The 19,998-nt window shown below is 69.8% G+C and carries 11 protein-coding genes and 1 pseudogene; 4 read left to right on the top strand and 8 right to left on the bottom strand.

The window, feature by feature from the left end; genetic code table 11:
* Positions 1-71: 71 nt before the first annotated feature.
* Genes AB0M35_RS26240 through AB0M35_RS26225 form a run of 4 tightly spaced genes read right to left on the bottom strand, consistent with a single transcriptional unit; the run spans position 72 to position 7,646 of the window.
* Positions 72-2,831 (bottom strand): ABC transporter permease, encoded by a 2,760-nt coding sequence (locus AB0M35_RS26240; RefSeq protein WP_363748617.1) that lies wholly within the window; start codon positions 2,829-2,831, stop codon positions 72-74.
* Positions 2,828-5,989: an FtsX-like permease family protein gene (locus AB0M35_RS26235; protein WP_363748615.1), complete on the bottom strand. Its 3,162-nt coding sequence runs from the start codon at positions 5,987-5,989 to the stop codon at positions 2,828-2,830. Before AB0M35_RS26235 ends, AB0M35_RS26240 begins: the two co-directional genes overlap by 4 nt.
* 8 nt (positions 5,990-5,997) lie before the next feature.
* Positions 5,998-6,720, bottom strand: a complete 723-nt coding sequence (locus AB0M35_RS26230; protein ID WP_363748614.1) for an ABC transporter ATP-binding protein — start codon at positions 6,718-6,720, stop codon at positions 5,998-6,000.
* Positions 6,717-7,646, bottom strand: coding sequence for an ABC transporter ATP-binding protein (locus AB0M35_RS26225; RefSeq protein WP_363748613.1), 930 nt, complete (start codon positions 7,644-7,646; stop codon positions 6,717-6,719). Before AB0M35_RS26225 ends, AB0M35_RS26230 begins: the two co-directional genes overlap by 4 nt.
* Before the next feature lie 556 nt (positions 7,647-8,202).
* On the opposite strand from AB0M35_RS26225, the gene AB0M35_RS26220 reads away from it, so the two are divergent.
* From AB0M35_RS26220 to AB0M35_RS26210, 3 genes and pseudogenes are all read left to right on the top strand, one after another.
* Positions 8,203-9,651, top strand: a complete 1,449-nt coding sequence (locus AB0M35_RS26220) for an ATP-binding protein (RefSeq protein ID WP_363748612.1) — start codon at positions 8,203-8,205, stop codon at positions 9,649-9,651.
* A gap of 314 nt (positions 9,652-9,965) precedes the next feature.
* The gene (gene gdhA / locus AB0M35_RS26215) at positions 9,966-11,309 is read left to right on the top strand and encodes an NADP-specific glutamate dehydrogenase (protein ID WP_363748611.1); all 1,344 of its coding nucleotides are present in this window, start codon (positions 9,966-9,968) and stop codon (positions 11,307-11,309) included.
* Positions 11,310-11,319: 10 nt separating this feature from the next.
* Positions 11,320-11,796 (top strand): annotated as a pseudogene (locus AB0M35_RS26210) (transposase); the annotation flags it as partial.
* 76 nt (positions 11,797-11,872) lie between these two features.
* Here AB0M35_RS26210 and AB0M35_RS26205 read toward each other — a convergent pair.
* The 4 genes from AB0M35_RS26205 to AB0M35_RS26190 all read right to left on the bottom strand — a co-directional run bounded on the left by AB0M35_RS26205 (position 11,873) and on the right by AB0M35_RS26190 (position 18,511).
* Positions 11,873-13,348, bottom strand: coding sequence for a pectinesterase family protein (locus tag AB0M35_RS26205; protein ID WP_363748610.1), 1,476 nt, complete (start codon positions 13,346-13,348; stop codon positions 11,873-11,875).
* Between the two features lie 94 nt (positions 13,349-13,442).
* Positions 13,443-14,921: an RICIN domain-containing protein gene (locus tag AB0M35_RS26200; protein WP_363748609.1), complete on the bottom strand. Its 1,479-nt coding sequence runs from the start codon at positions 14,919-14,921 to the stop codon at positions 13,443-13,445.
* Positions 14,922-15,437: 516 nt separating this feature from the next.
* Complete coding sequence (locus AB0M35_RS26195; protein ID WP_363748608.1) at positions 15,438-17,579, bottom strand: sigma-70 family RNA polymerase sigma factor; 2,142 nt, start codon at positions 17,577-17,579, stop codon at positions 15,438-15,440.
* 197 nt (positions 17,580-17,776) lie between these two features.
* A complete protein-coding gene (locus tag AB0M35_RS26190) occupies positions 17,777-18,511 on the bottom strand; it encodes a hypothetical protein (protein ID WP_363748607.1) in 735 nt (244 codons plus the stop codon).
* A gap of 156 nt (positions 18,512-18,667) precedes the next feature.
* Between AB0M35_RS26190 and AB0M35_RS26185 the strand changes: the two genes are divergently transcribed.
* Positions 18,668-19,984 (top strand): hemolysin family protein, encoded by a 1,317-nt coding sequence (locus AB0M35_RS26185; RefSeq protein WP_363748631.1) that lies wholly within the window; start codon positions 18,668-18,670, stop codon positions 19,982-19,984.
* The last annotated feature ends 14 nt before the right edge of the window (positions 19,985-19,998 follow it).

Below are 19,998 nucleotides of genomic sequence, written 5' to 3'. Positions count from 1 at the left end.
GTGGGCGACCGCGTTACTCTCCGGCGTGCTGGTGGCCCTCGACGCCTTGCCATCGTGGCGGCATGAGCTGGTTACTCGCCGGCGCGGAGTACTTCGCTCAGTCGGTCGTGTCGCCGCAGTGCCGCCTCGACGGGTATGACTGCGGCGGCGGCCGCCATCAGCGTCACGCCTGTCAGGCCGAGCAGCCACCACGGCAGGACCGTCGCCGGGTCGGCGGCTTGGCCGGTGAGCAGTCGTAGCTCGAGCGGGCCGAGTGTCAGGTGTGCGAGCAGGGCCCCGAGTAGCGGGCCGCACACCGCGGCGACCACGACTGGTGGCAGTAGTTCTCCTGCGGCGACCCAGCGGGCGTCGCGTGGCCGCAGGCCGAGGGTCCGCAGTCGGGTCAGGGTTTGCCACCGTTCCTGCGCACCGGCGGCGGCGGCGAGCGTGAGGCCGAGCAGTCCCAGCGCCAGCAGCACCGCGGCGGCCGTCCATGCCAGCCGTAGTGTGCCGGCGGTCAGCGGCGCCACTCGTTGCGCCTGCAGGACGTCCGTGCGCAGCACGATGTCGGCGGGGACGCCGCTGTTCGACACGGCCTGTGCCGTGCCGGGGCCGGTCACCCAGATGGTGTTGGGAACGGCGGGCAGCCCGGCCTCGGCGAGGGCAGCGGCGTCCACGATGACGACGTCGTCGGCGTCGCCGACGGGGGGAGCGGTGCCGACCGCGGTGAGACGGATTGTCGGGCCGTTGTCGCGGGATAGTTGCAGCCGAGTGCCGGTGTGCAGGTCGCCGGTGCTCGATCGGACCAGCGCGGGCACGCCAGCGGGGTCAGGACCGGGTGCCGTGAGCTGGGCCAGCGCTGGCGCGTCGGGCAGCGGGGTGGTGGCCAGGAGGCGCCTGAACGCGGCGGTGTCCACGATGACCAGGCGTGGGGTGAGCAGTGTCGATTCGGTGAAGAGCGGCGCGGAGTCGGTTACCTGTGCGGCGAGGACCTGCTCTACCCCGGGTGCGGCGGCGATGCGTTCGGCGAGTGCGGGGGTCGCGGCCTGGACGTCGCTGCCGATGTCGAGACGGGCGTCGGCGCCGGTGGTGTGCCATGCGCCGTCGTCGAGACCTCGGGTGATGGTGGTGCCGAGGACAAGTGCGAACGACGCGAGCGCCGTGGCGCTGATCAGCACCAGCAGCGGCAGCGCACGTGCGGCGGTGGTGGCTGCCCGGGCAGCGCCGAACACGGCCAGCGGGCGGCGCGAGCGCAGGGCCTGTCGGAGAACGATCCGTACTCCGACGGGCAGCAGCCGCAGCACGACGAGCGCGCCGGCGAGTACGCCCAGCGCGACGGCGCTGATCGGGAGGACCAGGTCGCCGGTCAGCTCACCGGTATCGCCGTCGGAGGTGTCGGGCAGGAATCCGCGCTGATGCAGTGTGCCGACGGCGGCGACCGCGGCGATCAGCACGGCGGCTTCCACGGCGGCGCGGCGCAGCCGGCCGGTGGCCAGGATCCAGCGCCGAGCAGCCGGGTTGGCGGGTTGGTGCCGGTCGCGGCTGGCGCGGGCGGCGGCGAGGGTGCCGAACGTCGGCCCGGCGATGGCACCGGCCAGGACCACGGGAATGGTCCAGGTCCAGGAGACGCCTGGCGCGGTCGTATGGGCGATCGCGAGCCCGACGGCGGCGGCCGACAGGGACACCACGGTGGACTCGATGATCAGTTCCGCGCCGAGGTCGGGTAGCGCCGCACCGCGCTGCCGGGCGGCGCTCAGCGCCGGGGTACGGCGGCGGACCAGCAGGTCGGCGGCGAGCAGCAGGACCAGTACCGTGGCGGTCAGGACTGCGGAGAGCAGGACGGCGGCCTGTGTGAATGCGGCGCTGATCTGAGTACGGGCGTCGCGCAGGACGCTGTCGAGCTGCGATTCCCACTTCAGGGAGCCGTCGCGGACGGCTGATGAGCCGGAGGATGCCTTGAGCTTGACCACCTGGTTGGCGAGCGTCGCGGTGGCGCCCCAGGTGAGCGCGTCGGGTGCGGGGGCGAAGTGGACGGTGCGCCGCAGCTGGTCCTGGTCGAAGGCGAGCCGGGCGTCGGGCAGCGACTCGCGCGACAGCAGGCCGGCGAAGCGGGTGGTGCCCGGGCCGTCGGCACCGGGCACGGGGCGCAGCAGCGCCGGGGCGAGTCGCCAGGCGGGGTCGGCGCTGTCGGCGGGTCGGTAGATCCCGCTGATCCGGATGTCTTTGTCGCGTCCCTGGCCGTCCTCGGCCGGGATGCGATCACCGGGGCCGAGGTGCAGGGCGGCGGCGTCGGCCTCGGAGAGGCCGACCTGCACCGGCCAGGGCGGCCCGTGGTAGGGGATCTCGATGGACCGTTCGGGGATCGTGGGGCCGGGTGCGCTGCCGGCGATCCAGGTCACGTCCGGGCCGCCGAGGTCATCGGCCAGGTAGGTGAGCTGGACGGTACGCGGCAGATTGCCGTCGGTGATGCGCAGGATCGGGCCGTTGACCACGGCGATGGACGGCAGCAGCGCGGCGTCCAGGTCGGGTCCGAGCGTGTAGGTCGCCCGGGCGCGGAAGTCGTCGACGTCCTCGGCGAGGCGGGATATCCGCAACCGTCCGCCGGTCGGGCCGTCGTCGCGTTCCCAGTCGGCGTGCACGAGGACGTTCGACTCGTTGCCGGCGCGGCGGACCGTGTCCTGGACGGCGTCGTCGGCGGCGGCACGCAGCAACGCCGGCACAGCCCCGGCGAGCAGCGCGACGACGGCGATGACGGAGGCGGTGAGCAGCAGCGCTGCGGCGTCGCTACGGCCACGACCACGGACGCTGGGCCAGTGCGGCGCCGGCCACCGGCGGGTCAGCCACCGGTTCACGGCGCCACCCGCAGGTGCGCGGCGTCGGCCCGGCGGACCTGGACGCTGACCACCGCGGCGACCGTCAGCAGGCAGCCGACCAGCAGGACGGCGAGCAGCGCGGCCTCGGCCGGCCACGGCCAGTGTGGCTGGGCGGCCGGGATGGGCGCGGCGCCGGTATCGGAGCGTACGAGCAGGGGAGCAGCGAGGCGGGTGGCGAGTGCGCCGACGGCGGTGCCGGCGGCGAGCAGGGGCAGCAGGATGACGGCGTGCTGGCCGAGGAGTACGGCCCGGATGCCGCGTCGGGTCATCCCCAGGCCGCGCAGCCGCGCCACCTCTACGGCGCGGACCTGCAGATCGCAGGTCACGTGCAGGACGATGCCGGCGAGCAGCAGCAGGGCCGAGGCGGGGACGACGAGCCGGAGTGCGGCGGGCAGCGCGGCGTGCAGCGGGCCGCTGGTGAGACGGGCGGTCTCCGCTTCGCGGGTCGTGACGGTGCCCAGGTGCAGGGCGGTGGCCCGCTCGGCGGCACCGGGACCGGCGGGGTGGCCGACCCACCAGGCGTCGACCGGGAACGTCAGGTCGCCGGTGACGGCGCGGGCGCGGGACAGCGTGTCCAGGTCGGCCAGGACGGCGGCGGCACCGGGGGCGGACGGTACGGTCGGCACGACCTCGGTGACGACGATCGGGACGGGCGTGGTGCCGACGGTAATGCTGAGCATGCTGCCGATGTCGGCGCCGATCGCGTTGGCGAAGCGGGCGGAGACGGCGACGGGCACCGGGCCGGGGTCGGGGAAGGCGGTGGCGACGAGGGTGCGGGCGGCGTCCGCGTCGCCGAGATCGACGGTCGCCGCCATCCGCAGCGCGGTCCCCGTGGGCGTGGCGGTGAGCACGACGCTCGAGTCGCGTAACTTGGTCGGGATCGGCGGCGCGGACGTGGCCGTCCATTCCGATCCGTCCGCCGATGCGGTGGACGGCACGGTGAGGGTGACGGCTATGCCGATGTGCCTGCCGAGCGTGGCATCGGGGTCGGCGGTGACCGGCAGGGACACCGCGACGAGGTGCAGTCCGTCGGCGGTCGCGCACTCGGGCAGCCGGTGCTCGCGGCCGTCGAGCGGCACGGAGGGACCGGTACAGGGTGTGCGCAGACCGGTGGCGTCCTGCAACAGCAGCTGAGGTGTCACGGTGAGTGGGGTGCCGCCGGTCGCGGTGCCGTTCAGGACGAGTGGGGCACCGGCTGCCACGGGCAGGCCGGTGACGTGGGTGGATGGGGCGAGTTGTGCGCCGACGTCCGTCCAGGTGCGGTCGTGGTCGAGGCGTCCGCGTAGCAGCGTGTCGGCGCGGGTGGTGTCGACGGCGACCAGACGCGGCGCGTCGCCGGCGGTGCCGAGCCACTGACCGACGGCGGTACCCCGGTCGAGGACGGGACTCACCGCCCCGGCGGTGGCTGCGGCGAGGTCCGCGCCGTCGCCGGGCACGGGTGTCGCGCTGAGGGACACTGCCAGGTCGGTGCCGACGGAGAGCACGGCCTGGTCACGCTGCGACTGGTGCCAGGTGGTGTCGAAGGCGAGACCGAAGGTTGCGGCCGCGCAGGCCAGCCCGACGAGTAGCCCGGCGGCGACCGCCTGAGGTCGGCGGGCGGCCTCGGAGACCGCCAGCGTCAGCGCCAGCCCACGGGTCCGGTATGCCAGCCGGTCGGTGCCGCGTAGGGCGGGCAGTACCACCCGCAGCGCCAAGGCGGCGCCGGTGGTGAGCAGCAGCGCCGGTGCGAGGACCCGGACCGCGTCGGCGCGGGGGCTGGCGGTGGTGGGCTGCGCGTACAGCTGCCACCATGCGGTGGCGGCGACGACCGCGAGGATCAGGTCGGCGCCGGATCGGGCCAGCAGTTCGCGGCGGATGCGGCGGTCGCCGGGTGCCGGGCCGGGTCGGATCGCCAGGATGGTCAGGATCGCGGCGAGGATCAGCGCGCCGGCGACGATCGCGAGGACCTGGGCGCCGGTGATGGTCGGCCGGGTGGTGAGGTCGGCGTCGTCCAGGGGAGGCAGGTGGGTCAGGCCGGCGTGCAGGGCCGACGAGGCCGGTATCGCGAGCACGACGGCGACGGCGGCGACGAACCCGCCGTCGAGTGTCGCGGTGGCAGCCAGTTGGCGGCGGCTGGTGCCGAGGGCGGTCCGTAGGGCGGTTTCGTCGGCGCGGATGTCGGCGGTCAGTCGGCCGGCGAGGACGAGTGCCGTCGCGGTCAGGACACCGCCGAGGACGGCGATGGCGAGCACGAGGGCGGCGGTGGCGTGCCGTTGGTCGTCGGCGGAGCGCAGGGTCAGCGGCAGGTCGGAGGCGACACGTGCGAGCCGGACGCGGTCACCGAGGGTACCGGCCAGCCGACGGTCGGCGCCGCGGATGGCGCCGGCCACGGTCTGCAGGTCGCGGCGGTGGGCGTGGGACAGGTCCGGATGGGCGGTGACCTCCATCCGGCCGATGGTGGCACCGGTGGTGAGCAGGTCGGCGAGGTCGACGAGGAACGGGCCGTAGGCGTTGACGGGCTGCTGGAAGCGGCCGTCGTGGAAGCCGGTGGCGGAGCCTGCCGCGGCCAGCGGGTCGCGGTCCCAGCCGCGCCCCGGCAACGGGCGTACCACACCGACGACGGTCACGTCGATGGCCGGGACGGGCTCGTGGGCCAGCTCGGCGCCGAGGCGCACCCGGCGACCGGGGGTGAGGCCGATCAGCTGGGCGGTGGACTCCAGCACCACCGCGTCACCACGCTCGCGCGGCCAGCGCCCGGTGACCAGCTCGGCTCGGGTCGGCAGGTCGTCCAGCCCTGACAGGTACGCCTGGGCCCCGACGGTGGTGCCCGGGGCGAGTGCGGGCGGCAGCGCCCGCAGCACTGTCGATGCCCGCGCGGTGGTGGTCACCGGGAACGGTGCGAGCGTGGCGGCCAGCACGGTGCGGGTGTCGGCGGCGACGGACTGTGCGTCCGGGCCCTCGACGGTGCCGGTGTAGACGGTCACGTCGACGGCGGCGGGGGCGGCGCGGGCCATGGCGACCTCCAGCGCCCGCTCGGCGGTGCGGGTGCTCAGCAGGGTGCAGGTGCCCAGCAGGGTCGCGCCGACGGTGACGACCCCGATGAGGGCCGCCAGCAACGGCCACTGCGCGCGGGCGCGCCGGCCGACGAGCCTCAGCATCGCCCGCGTCACCCCGCGTCCGGCACGGGCTCGTCCGGCTGCCCGGCTGCCTCGTCGTGGAGGTGCCCGTCGTGGATACGGATCACCCGGTCGGCCAACGCCATCATCACCGGATCGTGGGTGGACACCAGTGCGGTGACACCTTCGGACTCGACCACCCCACGCAGCAGGGCCATCACCGACAGGCCTGTCTCCGCGTCCAGTTGCCCGGTGGGCTCGTCGGCGATCAAAAGCCGGGGCGAGGCGGCCAGCGCGCGGGCGATCGCCACCCGCTGCTGCTGGCCGCCGGACAGCTCGGCCGGCCGCTGCCGGGCGTGGTCGGCCAGACCGACCAGCTCCAGCAGCAACTCGACCCGCCGCTCCCGCTCGGCCGGGGCGACGCGGGCCAGCCGCAGCGGGGCGGCGACGTTCTCCGCGGCCGACAGCACCGGGATCAACCCGAAGCTCTGGAAGACGTACGACACCTTCTCGCGCCGCAGCCGGGACAGGCCGTCCTCGTCGAGCGCGGTGACGTCGGCGCCGTCGACGTGCACGGTGCCGGCGTCCGGGCGATCCAGACCGCCGATGACGTTGAGCAGGGTGGTCTTGCCCGAGCCGGACCGGCCGACGAGCGCCACCATGCAACCGGCGGCCACGTCGAACGACACACCGCGCAGAGCGTGCACGACGGTCGGCCCGGTGCGGAAACGCCGATGCACGCCGCGCACGCGCAGCAGCGGCTCGCTGCTCATTCGCCGTTCCCCGAGGGGCGGATCGTGATGTGGTCGGCTTCCAGGGCCAACCGGACCCGCCGGGTCAGCGCCAGCGCCTGACGGAAGTCGCGGGGCACCTGCACCCGCCCGGCACGGTCCATCACGGCGTACTCCTCGGCGACCATGTGCGTGTCACCCACCGCGTCGGTGGTGGTGCGGCGCAGCACCTCGCTGCTGGTACGCCCATCCCGGATCGCGACGGTCCGTTCGACCTGGCCGCTGACCTCCGGGTCGTGGGTCACCACGACAACGGTGACGCCGTAGCGCCGGTTGACGTCCCGCAGCACGCCGAAGACCTCCGCGGACGTGGCGGCGTCCAACTCGCCGGTCGGCTCGTCGGCGAGCAGAACTTTCGGCCGGTTGGCCAGTGCCACCGCGATCGCAACCCGCATCTGCTGCCCTCCGGACAGTTGCCCGGGCCGCCGATCGGCGCAGTCGGCGACACCGAGGCTGTCCAACAGTTCGGCCGCACGCTCTCGACGCTCCTCCTTCCCGGTACGGGCCGCCGTCATGGGCAGGTCCACCATCTCCCGTGCGGTCAGGTACGGGATCAAATTGCTCGCCGTCTGCTGCCGTACGAACCCGACGGTGTGCCGCCGGTAGTCCACCCGGTCCGCGCGGGACATCCCCAGCAGGCTCCACCGGTCGACCCGCACCCGCCCGGCGGTGGGGGCGTCGATGCCGGCCAGGATGGACAGCAGCGTCGACTTGCCCGACCCGGAGGCACCGACGACGGCGACCAGCTCCCCGCCGTCCACGGTGAGGTCCAGTCCCTGCAGGGCCTGCACCTCGATGGAACCGGTCTGGTAGATCCGCACCAGGTTCTCGCAGACGATGAGCGCGTCCCGGCCGAACTCGGACGCGCGCGCCGGCGGCTGCGGCAGGGACAGCGGTGAGCGGGACATTGCTTCCTCCGTCCGGGTCGTGCCGACGCCGAGCCAGTCTCGGCTGGTGGTCAGGCCCACCGGCCGGGAACAGGGTGTCGCCTGATCAGTACACATAGCCGCCGATGTGTCGAGAGCCCCGATTGCCCGTGCTGGCCCAGATTGAAGCAGTTTCGCAACCGGCGGCTGCGTTGACCATGCCCCGGGACGACTTTCTGCGATACCGGACGAGGGTCTGCTCGTAGAACGCGTCGACGGGCCGGCGACTCTACTCGGTGCACACCGATGGCTCGGACATCCGGGACCCCCTCACCGGCCACCGCACTGGCACGGTGCCTGGCTTTGTGTCGACCTGGCTGGAGCGGCGCCTCTGGCGGCCGGGCCGACGAGGCGCGCCGCCGACATCAATCAAGCGATGATGATTCCAACGGGCGTGGTCCTCTTTGATCTCCGCAGATTCGATACCTGGATGATCAATAAAGGCCGCGTCCGTCTCTATACCGGTCACCGCCGAACGGCGGCAAGTAAGGTAGAATGAATCTACGTAGTCATCGTTTACGTAGATTGGGATTACCTTATGGCGGGGGTTTTCGTCGGCCGGGCGGCCGAGCTTGCCTTGTTGCGGAAGCGGTTGGACCGGCTCGAAACCGGGAGGGCCGGACTGGCGGTCACCATCCGGGGTCGGCGCCAGGTCGGCAAGTCGCGCCTCGTCCAGGAGTTCTGCAACCGCGCCGAAGTGCCCTACCTTTTCTACACCGCAACCAAGGGCGCCTCCGCCGCCGAGGCGATCTCCACCTTCCTGGCTGAGTTGCGCGACTCACCGCTGCCGGCGAACCCGGATCTGGTGCCGACATCTGCCGGAGGTTGGCCAGACGCCTTCCGGTCGTTGGCCTCTGTCCTGCCCGACGTCCCGTCCGTTGTCGTTATCGACGAGGTTCCATGGCTTGCCGAGCAGGATGCGATCTTCGACGGCGCGTTGCAGACGGCTTGGGACCGGCTGCTGTCCACCAAGCCGGTCCTCCTGCTGCTTCTAGGCAGCGACGTCCACATGATGGAGCGGCTGACCGCATACGACCGGCCGTTCTTCGGCCGCGCCGACGCGCTTGTGCTCGGGCCCCTGAACCCGGCAGAGACGGCCCGCGCGCTGGATCTCAGCGGGGCGGAGGCAATTGACGCGCATCTGATCTGCGGAGGTCTCCCGGGGATCGTCCGGGCCTGGCCGTCGGCCAAGCCGCCGCTGGCCTTCCTCGAAGAGGAGTGCGCGGACCCGGCCTCGGCGCTTTTCAGCATCCCGGAAGCGACGCTGCTGGCCGAGTTCCCCGCACCGGACCAAGCGCGCCGAGTCCTGGAGGCGATCGGCGGCGGCGATCGGGCCTATGCCAACATCGCCTCGACAGCAGGTGGCACTCAATCGCCGCTCGCGTCCGGTCTGCTCTCCCCGCTCCTGCGTAGGCTGGTGGAGGAAAAGAGGGTGCTGGCCATCGACGAGCCGCTGTCCACGAAACCGAGCAGGCCGGCGCTGTATCGAGTCGCCGACAGCAACTTGCGCCTCTACCTGGCGATTCTTCGTAGCGCGCAGGAGCAGGCCCGCCGAGGCCGCCCGGAGGCGGCATTCAAACTCGTCCAGCGGCGCTGGAAGGCATGGCGCGGCCGCGCCGTGGAACCGCTCATCCGAGAGTCCCTGGAACTCGCCGCGATCGCCGGAGGCCTGCCCTGGTCAGATGTGCAGGCAGTGGGGGGTTGGTGGAACCGCCAGTTCAATCCGGAGATCGACATCATCGGTGCGGATCGGGCACCGGTGGCGCAGACGGTCTACTTCGCAGGTTCCGTGAAGTGGCTCAGCAGTCCTTTCGACGCGCGCGACCTCGCCGACCTGGCGGCGGGCGCGACACAGGTGCCCGGCTTCGACCACGGCCGTTGCGGGCTGGTGATCGTCTCCCTCAGCGGATTGTCGCCACAGGTCGACTCGACGAAAGTGGATGTGGTGTGGGGTCCTTCGGAGGTCTTGTCGGCTTGGCGGGGGTAACCGCGGGAAGCGACCTGAGCGACCGACTCGCCTGTCTCCCGCACGACGCGCACCGCGCCCGCCCCGGAATCCGGATCGAACTGCCGTCTTGTCTCTGCCATGATCCTTGATCCCTCAAACTGCCTCCATGCTACGAGGGAAGGGCACCTGCTGTTCTACATGCCAAGATGCAGGGGCATGCGCGTCGCCGTGGATCTCGACGCCCATATGCTGTCACCTGGACCAGGGCCTACGGCGGTGTGGGACGACTGCCGCGCGGGGCCGTCCGATGTCTTTGGCGCGAGGTCGCGTAGGAAACATGCCTGGAGGGCCATTTGTGGACGCATGAGAAGTTCGAGGCCGTTCTGACCGGTGTGATCCGACGTAACCCCGGCGAGGAGGAGTTCCACCAAGCGGTCCGCGAAGTGCTGGACAGCATTCGTCCAGCGCTCGTCCGGCATCCGGAGTACGACGAGGCGAAGATCATCGAGCGGATCTGCGAACCGGAGCGGCAGGTGATCTTTCGCGTACCGTGGGAGGACGACCGTGGCGAGGTGCACGTCAACCGCGGTTTCCGGGTGGAGTACAACAGTGCCCTGGGCCCGTACAAGGGCGGCCTGCGGTTTCATCCGTCGGTGTATCTGGGCATCGTGAAGTTCCTCGGCTTCGAGCAGATCTTCAAGAACGCCCTGACCGGTATGCCGATCGGTGGTGGCAAGGGCGGCGCGGATTTCGATCCCAAGGGTCGCTCGGATCGCGAGGTGATGCGCTTCTGCCAGAGCTTCATGACCGAGTTGTACCGGCACATCGGCGAGTACACCGACGTGCCGGCCGGTGACATCGGCGTAGGCGCACGCGAGATCGGTTACCTGTTCGGCCAGTACAAGCGCGTCACCAACCGGTACGAGTCCGGGGTGCTGACAGGCAAAGGGCTTGCGTACGGCGGAGCCCAGGTGCGTCGGGAGGCCACCGGGTACGGCTGCGTGTTCTTCGCCGAGGAGATGTTGCGTGCCGCCGGGGACGGACTCGACGGCAAGCGGGTGGTGATCTCCGGGTCCGGCAATGTGGCGATCTACGCCATTGAGAAGGTCCAGCAGTTCGGCGGCGTGGTGGTGGCGTGCGCGGACTCCTCCGGTTACGTGGTGGACGAGAAGGGCATCGACGTCGAGGTGCTCAAGCAGATCAAGGAGGTGCAGCGCGGCCCCATCAGGGACTACGCCGAGGCCCGACGACACGCGACCTTCGTGCCTGGGCGCAGAGTGTGGGAGGTGCCCTGTGAGGTCGCCATACCCTGCGCCACGCAGAACGAGGTCAGTGGCGCGGACGCCGCAGCCCTTGTCGCGAATGGCTGCATCGCGGTGGTGGAGGGCGCGAACATGCCGACGACGCCCGACGGCATCCGGGTCTTCACCGAGGCCGGTGTGCGTTTCGCGCCGGGCAAGGCCGCCAATGCCGGCGGCGTGGCGGCCAGCGCCTTGGAGATGCAGCAGAACGCGAGCCGCGACTCATGGACGTTCACCTACTCCGAGCAGCGGCTCCAGCAGATCATGCAGGACATCCACGCCCGATGCTTCGAAACCGCGGAGGAGTACGGGGTGCCCGGCAACTACATGGCCGGGGCGAACATCAACGGCTTCCTCCGGGTCGCCGAAGCCATGCTTGTTCAGGGACTCATCTGACTGTTCGGAAATGATTGGCCTGGACCTGGCCGATGTCAGCGCCGACGGCGCGATCACCAAGGCACCGTGCGGTGGTGAGCGGGCCGGCCGGTCTCCGGTCGACCGCGGCAAGGGTGGCATGAAACGCTCGACCGGCGTCGACGGCTACGGCATCCCGCTCGGGATCATCGGCGCCCCGGCCAACCGGCACGACTCCCCACTGCTGCGGGAAACCTTCGCCGCGTGCAGCATCCAGCCGCGGCATCACTGGCCCGAGCGGGTCACCGCACACCTGGACCGCGGCTACGACAGCAACCGAACCCGTGACCTGCTCGAAGAGATCGGCTTCGACGCCAACATCGCCCGCAAGGGCGTGCCAGCCTCGGTCCAGATCGGCAAACGCTGGGTGGTGGAGAGGACCAACGCATGGATGAACGGCTTCGGCAGGATCCGCCGCTGCACCGACCGTAACGCCACAACCATCGACTTCTACCTGTACCTGGCAGCCGACGTGGTCTCAGCCGGTCAGGCCCGCGGGTGGCCGTGCGGTCCGGCGCCGGTGTACGCGGCGCCGGACCGGTGTGTCACATCGGGTTCCAGCCGTCGGTGCCGGCCAGGTACTTCTGCGGGGTGTAGTTGGCGGCCTGCGCGTCGCTCATCTGGGGACGGGTGCTGTTGACGGCCGCGCCGGGGCCGGTGTTCCGGTACTCGAAGAAGCGGGCGTTCTGCCAGGTGGCGTCGCCCATGTTGGTCCAAGGCCCGGTGGTCTTGACGGCGCGGTTGAGGGTGGACTCCCGGTAGAGGACCTGGGCACCCTGGCGCCAGGGCCGGCCGAGGTTGGTGTTGTTGCTGCCGGCGCCGTTGATGGTGGACCGGTAGAACAGGAAGCCGTACGTCTTGGCGTTGTCGGTGCTGGCGGCGGTGATCGTTCCGCCGGTGGAGCGCTTTTCGTAGATGGTGCAGGTGTTGAAGACGATGGTGCCGCCGCCGAAGATGAAGTCGGTGGTGCCCTCGATGTAGGAGTTGACCACGTAGGCGCGGGTACGGTCGTTGACCAGGAAGGTGTCCTGATCGCCGAGGAGTCGCACGTTGCGCAGCACCGCCCGGTCCGCGTTGAGGTGCAGGGCGACCGCCTGGTGCCCGCTGCTCGTCGAACTCTCGTCGAAGTCGTTGGCGATGGTCAGGTTCTCCGCGACGAAGTTGGCGCCGTCGACGAACATACTGGCGCTGCCCGAGGTGCCGTGGGTGCCGGCGGAGTTGTTGTAGACGATCGTGGTGTTCGACGGCGACGAGCCGAGGCCCTGGAGGGTGATGTGCGGCTTGTTCGACGGCACCCGCACCACCTGCCGGTACGTGCCCGCCTTGATGGTGATCACTCGCCGGGTGGTGTTGTTCGTCGGCACCGCGTCGATCGCCTCCTGCACCGTGCGGTACGTGCCGGTGCCGTCCGCGGCCACCGTCGGCCTGCTGGTGGGGGGCGTGGTGGTGGGTGCGGTGGTGGGGGTGGTGGTGCTGGTTGGGTTGAATCGCCATTGCATGCGGGCGATGTCGGAGCAGGGTTCTTGGATGATCGGGTTGTTTCCGGCGGTGGAGCCGTCTTTGTTGGCTATGCAGAGGTTGTTGTGGTTGCTGCGGAGTAGGAAGCGGTCGGTGACGGTTGATGGGGTGATGGTCCAGGTCTGGTTGTTGCTGGCTCCGCAGGTCCATTGCCAGAGTTGTTCGCCGGGGTTGGTGGAGTAGTTGGGTACGTCGATGCATTTGCCGCTGTTGACGTTGGTCAGGCCGTACGCGCCGTTTTGGGATACGGTGCGGAATTGTTGTGCGGTGGCGGTGGTGTCGCAGGCCACCTGCGTGAGTAGTGCGGCGTTGCTTGTTGCGGCACCGCTGACCACTACACACTTCCCACTGGAACCACTGGCCAGCGTGTAGACGCCGCCGGCGACCGGGGTGGCGGCGCCCGCCGGGCCGCCGAGTGCCACGAGGGTGACGGGAATGGCCACGGCCGCGGCAGTGACTGTGGACAGGACGCCGAGCCGGCGACCCGAAGGTGCTCTCACCATTTCTGATCCTCGATATCTCACGGTACGGCTGAGGGGTCGAGGCGTGGGGCTGGCCGCGTCGTCAACTGCTGCCAGCCCCACGCCGACGTCGCCGTTACTGGCCGATGTTCGACTGCGGTCCGGCGTACGTCCTCACCAGGCTCGGGACCTGGGAGGCCGGGTCGAGCCGGTAGGAGTAGAAGCTGGACGGGGTGAACGCGGAGCCGCCGGTCTGCTGCTTGCCGCTGGAACTGACCACGATGCTGCCGGACTGCCGCAGCTCGGCGGCGGAGTCCTTGTAGTACGGGTCCTTCACGTTCTCGAAGTAGCAGTTTTCCAGGACCATCTTGGTGGCGCCCCGTGAGTAGTGCCCCTGCTGGGTGTTCTGCAGGTAGTTGTTGTAGAGGTGGGCGTAGGCCACGTTGTCGGTGCTGGGCATCCGGACCCGGGTGTCCCGGAACCAGTTGTGGTGGATGGTGATCCGGCTGGTGACGTTGGTGGTCCAGCCGATGCCGAAGGTCTTGTTGCCCTCGGCGAGCACGTTCCACGAGACGGTCAGGTTGGTGGTGTCCTTACGGCTGTCGATCAGGCCGTCGTTCATCCGGGTGATGTGGTTGTGGTCGATCCAGATGCGGTTCGCGGTGTCCATCTGGATGCCGTCGTAGTCGAAGTCCTTGTCGTCCGGGTCGTCGGAGGCCACCCGGGTGTCCCGGATCGTCAGGTTCCGGATGATGACGTTGCTGGTGCCGACGCCCAGGTAGAAGCCGCCGTTGACGATCTGGCCGTTCTTTCCGACGCCGACGATCGTCTTGTTGGACTTGACCGAGATCTCCTTGCCGTACGGCGAGATGGTGATCGCGCTGTTCACCCGGATGATGTGCGGGGAGTTGGAGCTGACATAGCGCTCCAGATCCGCCTGGTTGTTGACCGTGACGGTGGTGCCGCCCGCGCCGCCGGTGGTGCCGGCCGCGCCCGCGAACCCGTCCGGCGTGTTCGAGTACGGCACACCCGGGGCCGGTGGAGTGGTGGTCGGTGCGGTGCTGGTTGGGTTGAATCGCCATTGCATGCGGGCGATGTCGGAGCAGGGTTCTTGGATGATCGGGTTGTTTCCGGCGGTGGAGCCGTCTTTGTTGGCTATGCAGAGGTTGTTGTGGTTGCTGCGGAGTAGGAAGCGGTCGGTGACGGTTGATGGGGTGATGGTCCAGGTCTGGTTGTTGCTGGCTCCGCAGGTCCATTGCCAGAGTTGTTCGCCGGGGTTGGTGGAGTAGTTGGGTACGTCGATGCATTTGCCGCTGTTGACGTTGGTCAGGCCGTACGCGCCGTTTTGGGATACGGTGCGGAATTGTTGTGCGGTGGCGGTGGTGTCGCAGGCCACCTGCGTGAGTAGTGCGGCGTTGCTTGTTGCGGCACCGCTGACCACTACACACTTCCCACTGGAACCACTGGCCAGAGTGTACGTTCCACCGTTGGTCGGCGTCACCGCGGCGCCGGCCGGTCCCACCACGGCGACGATCGCCGCCGGTACCGCAAGCGCTGCGACGACGGCCGATGACGCGATGGCGACACGCCGCCCGGAGAATCTCTTTCTGAACATTCTCTTCCTCTGCGATAGATGTGAACTGAGTTGATGCCGTCGAAACGGCAGCCGGCATCGCCCCGTCAGATCCCGGTCGGGGCGTCTTTTCCCGTGCGTGCGGGACAGTGATGTGCGTGGCGATAGGACAGTTACCCTGATCTTTGCCATTGGCTGCCCATGCGAATGGCGGTCAGGGTTGAGTCCCTGCCCTGAGCCCATCCCTGCGGATGGGCGACGCGGCCGGCTCCGGCGCGTGCTCGAATAGCTAAGCACATGCCGCCGAGAGGCACCATATGTCAGTTGGGTTAAGCCCTGGATTCGTGCCGGTATCCGGTTCAAAGGCAGCATCGGGGCTGGTCGATCAGCATCCTGAGATGCGTGAACAGCACTACTCGAAAATCTTCGCCGGTTTGTGTTATCCGGCTTTCCCGGATGCGTCGCAGGCTAATGCACGGCATGGCGCGACTACCCGAGATGGTCGACAATCGCACCGCACGATACGGCGTACAGATTCGAAGGCAGGCTGCTTCGTCGTCAGCCGCCCAGGTCGGCGCCGACGCCTTCTTCGGTGCCCAGGTAAGAGGTCCGCGGAAGAGTGCCGTCTGTGGCCCGGCGCCCTTGGGCCACCGCCGGGTCGACCGAAAGCAAGGACGAGTCGTTCCACGCACCGCGGTCCCAGGAATTGCCCTCGGCGGAGACATCCGGGCCGAGCAGGGCCGGTCGTTGCCCGTTACCGACCGACAGATTGGCACGTGCCGTGCCCCGTCCGCCGCTGAGGTCGAACCCGTCGCCGCCGTTGCGATAGGCGGTGTTGTCGGCCAGGACCATCTCGCCGGTGTTTGCCTCGGCGCCGAACCCGTCGCCGCGGTTGTCCCAGGCGGCGTTGTTCCGTACCCGGTGCGCCGCCGACGGCGTGGTCTCGCCGCCGCCCAGGGAGAAGCCGAATCCGTTGCTGTCCCAGCCGGAGGCGTTCCACCGGTTCTGGCCGTTACCGTAGGACCAGTTGTTCTCGATGGTGATCGGGCTGTCGAAGGCGCCGAAGTCGAAGCCGTCGTCGGCGTTGTGGAAGGCCCGGTTGCCCCGGACCACGTTGCCACCGCCGTCACCGAACTTGATCCCCAGCCCGATGCCGGCGCTTCCGCCGGCCCGCGGGTCGTAGTTGCGGTAGAAGTCGCTGTCGAGCACCTGGTTGCCGATCGTTCCCGGGTCCCGCAGCGTCAGGCCCGAGCGGTAGTTGTCGTGCACGGACAACCGCCGGAACGTGGTGAACCGGCAGGAGTTGCACGTCCAGGCATGGCTTCGGGAACCGCGTACCTCCAGGTCCTGGACCGTCCAGAAGGCGGTGCGCTGGGTCACCGCATACTTGCTCGGGTCGACCCTGGACGCGTCCAGGGTCGCGCGCTCACCGCGATACCCGCTCAGGACGATCCGCTGATCGCGGGTGCCGTCGGTGTCGATCTCCACCGGCTGGATGAGCTGGTAGACACCGCCGCGCAGGGCGATGGTCTGGCCGGGGCGGACCACCTCGACCGCCCGGTTCAGTGTCGCGAACGGCCGCTGCCGGCTGCCGTCGGCGGCGTCGTCACCGTCGGGCGCGACGAAGATGTCCGCGCCGGTCACGCCGGTCACCGACGTGGGCCGGGCAGCGGCCGAACTGGCCGACGGAGTCGGGGACGGGCTCTCCGAGGCGCGGGACGGCGGGGCGGAGGTCGGTGGTACGGCGACCGGCGCGGCCACCGCGGGCACCGGCGCGGGGTCGGGCGTCAGATAGACCGCGTACGAGATCGCCCCCAGCGCCAGCACCGTCGCCGCGACGCCGGACACGGCCAGCTTGTGGGAGGTGAGCTTGTGCACCAGCCCCTGCGCCGGTAGGGCGGGCGCCGTCGCCGTGGCCTCGACCGCGGCCCGGACCGCCACGACGAGGGCGGCCGGCACCGGCGCCACGGCCAAGCCGTGGAGCAGCCACTGCGGCGGGACCAGTTCGCCCCGATGAGCGCCACACTCGGCGCAGTCACGGACGTGCCGGCTGAACCTCTTGCGCCACACCGAGGAGCGTTCGCCGTTCCACCTCCGCGCCAGTGCCGCCAGGTCCGGGCAGGCCACGCGCCCGCGAAGCGCGGCCTCGATCGTCCTGCTGGTCGCCAGCTGGCTGTGCATGCGCTGCAGCCGTACCGCCAGGTGTGGTTCGCCGAGTCCGAGCGTGTCGGCCAGGTCCGCGCGGCTCAGGTCACCGAGAGTCTCCTGCCACCACAACGCGAGCAGGTACCGGTCGTCGGACGTCAGCCAGCGGGACGCCTCGACCAGTTCCCGGCGCTGCCCGCTGAGCACGATCTCGTACACGGTGCGGTCGGCCACGTCGCCGGCGTGCGCAAGCTCGTCCGGTTCGGCGAGCGGCTCGACCGGAATCGGTGGCTGCCGCCGCAGGTGATCGCTGACCTGCCGGTAGGTGATCGTGGCGAGCCAGGAACGGAACCGGTCGGGATCACGCAGCTCCGGCAGGCCCCGGATTACGCGGATCATGCATTCCTGAGCGACGTCGTCCACGTCCGCGCGGTCACCCAGGACGCTCCGGACCAGGTGGTAGACCGACGGCAGCGACCTCGTCGCCAGTTCGGCGAGCGCCGCCCGGTCACCGGCCTGGGCCGCTTCGACCAGCCTCTTCACGCTTCGGATCACCAGGTCATCGTCGAGAGTTTGGGAGACAGGGTCTCGCCGACCTCGACGGAGAAGGTGCTCCGATTACCGAAACGTCGTGTCATCAGCCCAGCAGGCTAGCAGCCAGCCGGCGGCGCGGCTGCTGACCGCGTGATGGAGAAGGGGTCACGCCTTAGCTCGTAGGCGCTCCACCTTGTCCCCGTCCGGGAAAGCTGCTTCTATGACTGCCCCGACGAGGAGATCCGCTCAGAATCCAACGCCCGTTCCGCCCACCGTTGCTTCAACTCGGCAGTGATCTCGACCAACGTCGACGCGACACCCGCAGGGTCCCACAACATGTGAAGATGGTGGCCGTCCAAGACCCGAACTGGCCATTCCCGGTTTCTTGCCTCCCGAAGCTCATCGGCGTACGTGGCCCCGAAGGCTACGTAGCCGGCTTGGTTCGTTGCCCAACCGGCAGGGATGTCCACCTCCGCAGTGAGGTAATCCCAGGGCACTCGGCGCTGATCAGCCTCGACTCGCCGCCGGGTTTGCGGGTCGGGAAACAGGGCGGCGACATCCTCTTCCGGCCACCACTCGCTCCACAACGGTAGAAGGCCATCGGCGCCGACCCGATCCTGGAGCATCGCGATCGACGCCGCTGGTGCGACCGGTATGCGCCCGTTCTCCGGCGGCAGCACGGCATCAAGAAATACGGTTGCCCGTACCGGGCGCGAAGCCACGAGCGCGGGTACGTACAGGCCGGCGTTGCTATGCGGAACCAGGACCAGCTCGCCGAGACTAGGTATGGAGTTCTCCAGTGCGCGTAGCACCTCTTGAGGAGAGAACAGCGGGTCCCGTGGGAGCGAAGGAACGATGACGGCATACCCGCGCGCCGTGAGTGCGGAGGCGACTGGAGCCCACGCCACGGGACCGAGAAACGGGCTCGATAGCAGTACGAAGGTTCGCTCCATCGCTCACCTCTACCACAACACGACATCCGAGTGCGGCAACCGAGTTTGTCATCGGTGTGCGTCGTTGGTTGTTGGGGATGTGTGGTGTCGGGTCGGCATCCCCGCTAACGGTCGAGGCTCCGGACGGTGTCCGGTCGAGGAGGCGTCGAACAGGCCGTGGATGGCTATGGCGTACAGGTCACGTTGGTGTTGCTGTTGGTCTTGGTGAACGCGGTGTTCGCGGGCAGCGAGATGGCGTTGGTGTCGCTGCGGGAGAGCCAGCTGCAGCGCTTGGAGCGCACCTCCCGGGCGGGACGGGTGTTGGCGAGGCTGGCGCGGGACCCGAACCGTTTCCTCGCCACCATTCAGATCGGCATCACCCTGGCCGGGTTCCTGGCCTCGGCGGCTGCGGCGGTGTCACTGGCGGCGCCGCTGGTGGGGCCGCTGGGGTTCCTGGGATCGGCGGCGGAGCCGGTCGCGATCGTGCTGGTCACCATCGTGCTGACCTTCGTCACCTTGGTGCTGGGTGAGCTGGCGCCGAAGCGGATCGCGATGCAGCGGGCGGAAGGGTGGGCTCTGCTTGTCGCCCGCCCGCTGGACGCGTTGTCGGCGTTCTCCCGTCCGGTGGTGTGGCTGTTGGGCAAGGCCAGCGATGCGGTGGTGCGGCTGACGGGCGGAGACCCACGGGCCCGCCGTCAGGAGGTCACCACCGAGGAACTGCGGGACATCGTCGCCGCGCAGCGTAACCTCACCCCCGAGCACCGCATGATCATCTCGGGGGCGTTCGAGGTGGCCGAGCGGATCCTGCGGGAGATCCTCGTCCCGCGCCGCGAGGTGGTCACCCTGTCCGAGTCGCTGACCGCGCCGCAGGCGCTGCGCGAGTTGGGCCGATCGGGGCAGACCCGCGCGCCGGTCGTGGGCCGCGCCGGCCTCGACGACACCGTCGGCGTGGTGCACATGCGTGACCTGCTCGACCAGGAGGGCTCGGTCGCCGAGCACGTCAGCCCGCCGCTGTATCTACCGGAGACGTTGAAGGTCACCGAGGCGATTCGGGAGATGCGGTCGCAGCGGCAGCAGTTCGCCCTCGTGGTGGACGAGCGTGGCGCCATCGACGGCATCGTGACGATGGAGGACCTGGTCGAGGAGATCGTCGGGGAGATCTACGACGAAACCGACCGGGATGTGCAGGCTGTGGTGCGGGAGGCGGACGGGTCGCTGCTGATGTCGGGTGGTTTCCCGCTGCACGACCTACCGGACGTGGGCGTCGACCTGGACGAGGACACACTCGAGTCCGGCGACTGCACCACAGTGGCGGGCCTTGTCCTGGCACACCTCGGTCACATCCCCAAGACGCCCGGCGAAGTGGTCGAGCTGCCGGGTCTGACCGCCGAGGTGGTCGAGGTGACAGGCCAGGCCATCACCCGCGTACGCCTGCGGACCACACCGCGGCGGCCCGATGGCCATGACACTAACGAAACCGAGGTGGATTCTTGACCGGGCAGCTCCTC

Origin of the sequence: Micromonospora sp. NPDC051196, from assembly GCF_040682415.1 — a bacterium.
In the GTDB taxonomy this organism is placed as follows: Bacteria; Actinomycetota; Actinomycetes; order Mycobacteriales; family Micromonosporaceae; genus Micromonospora.
This window is presented reverse-complemented; position numbering and strand designations above follow the sequence as displayed.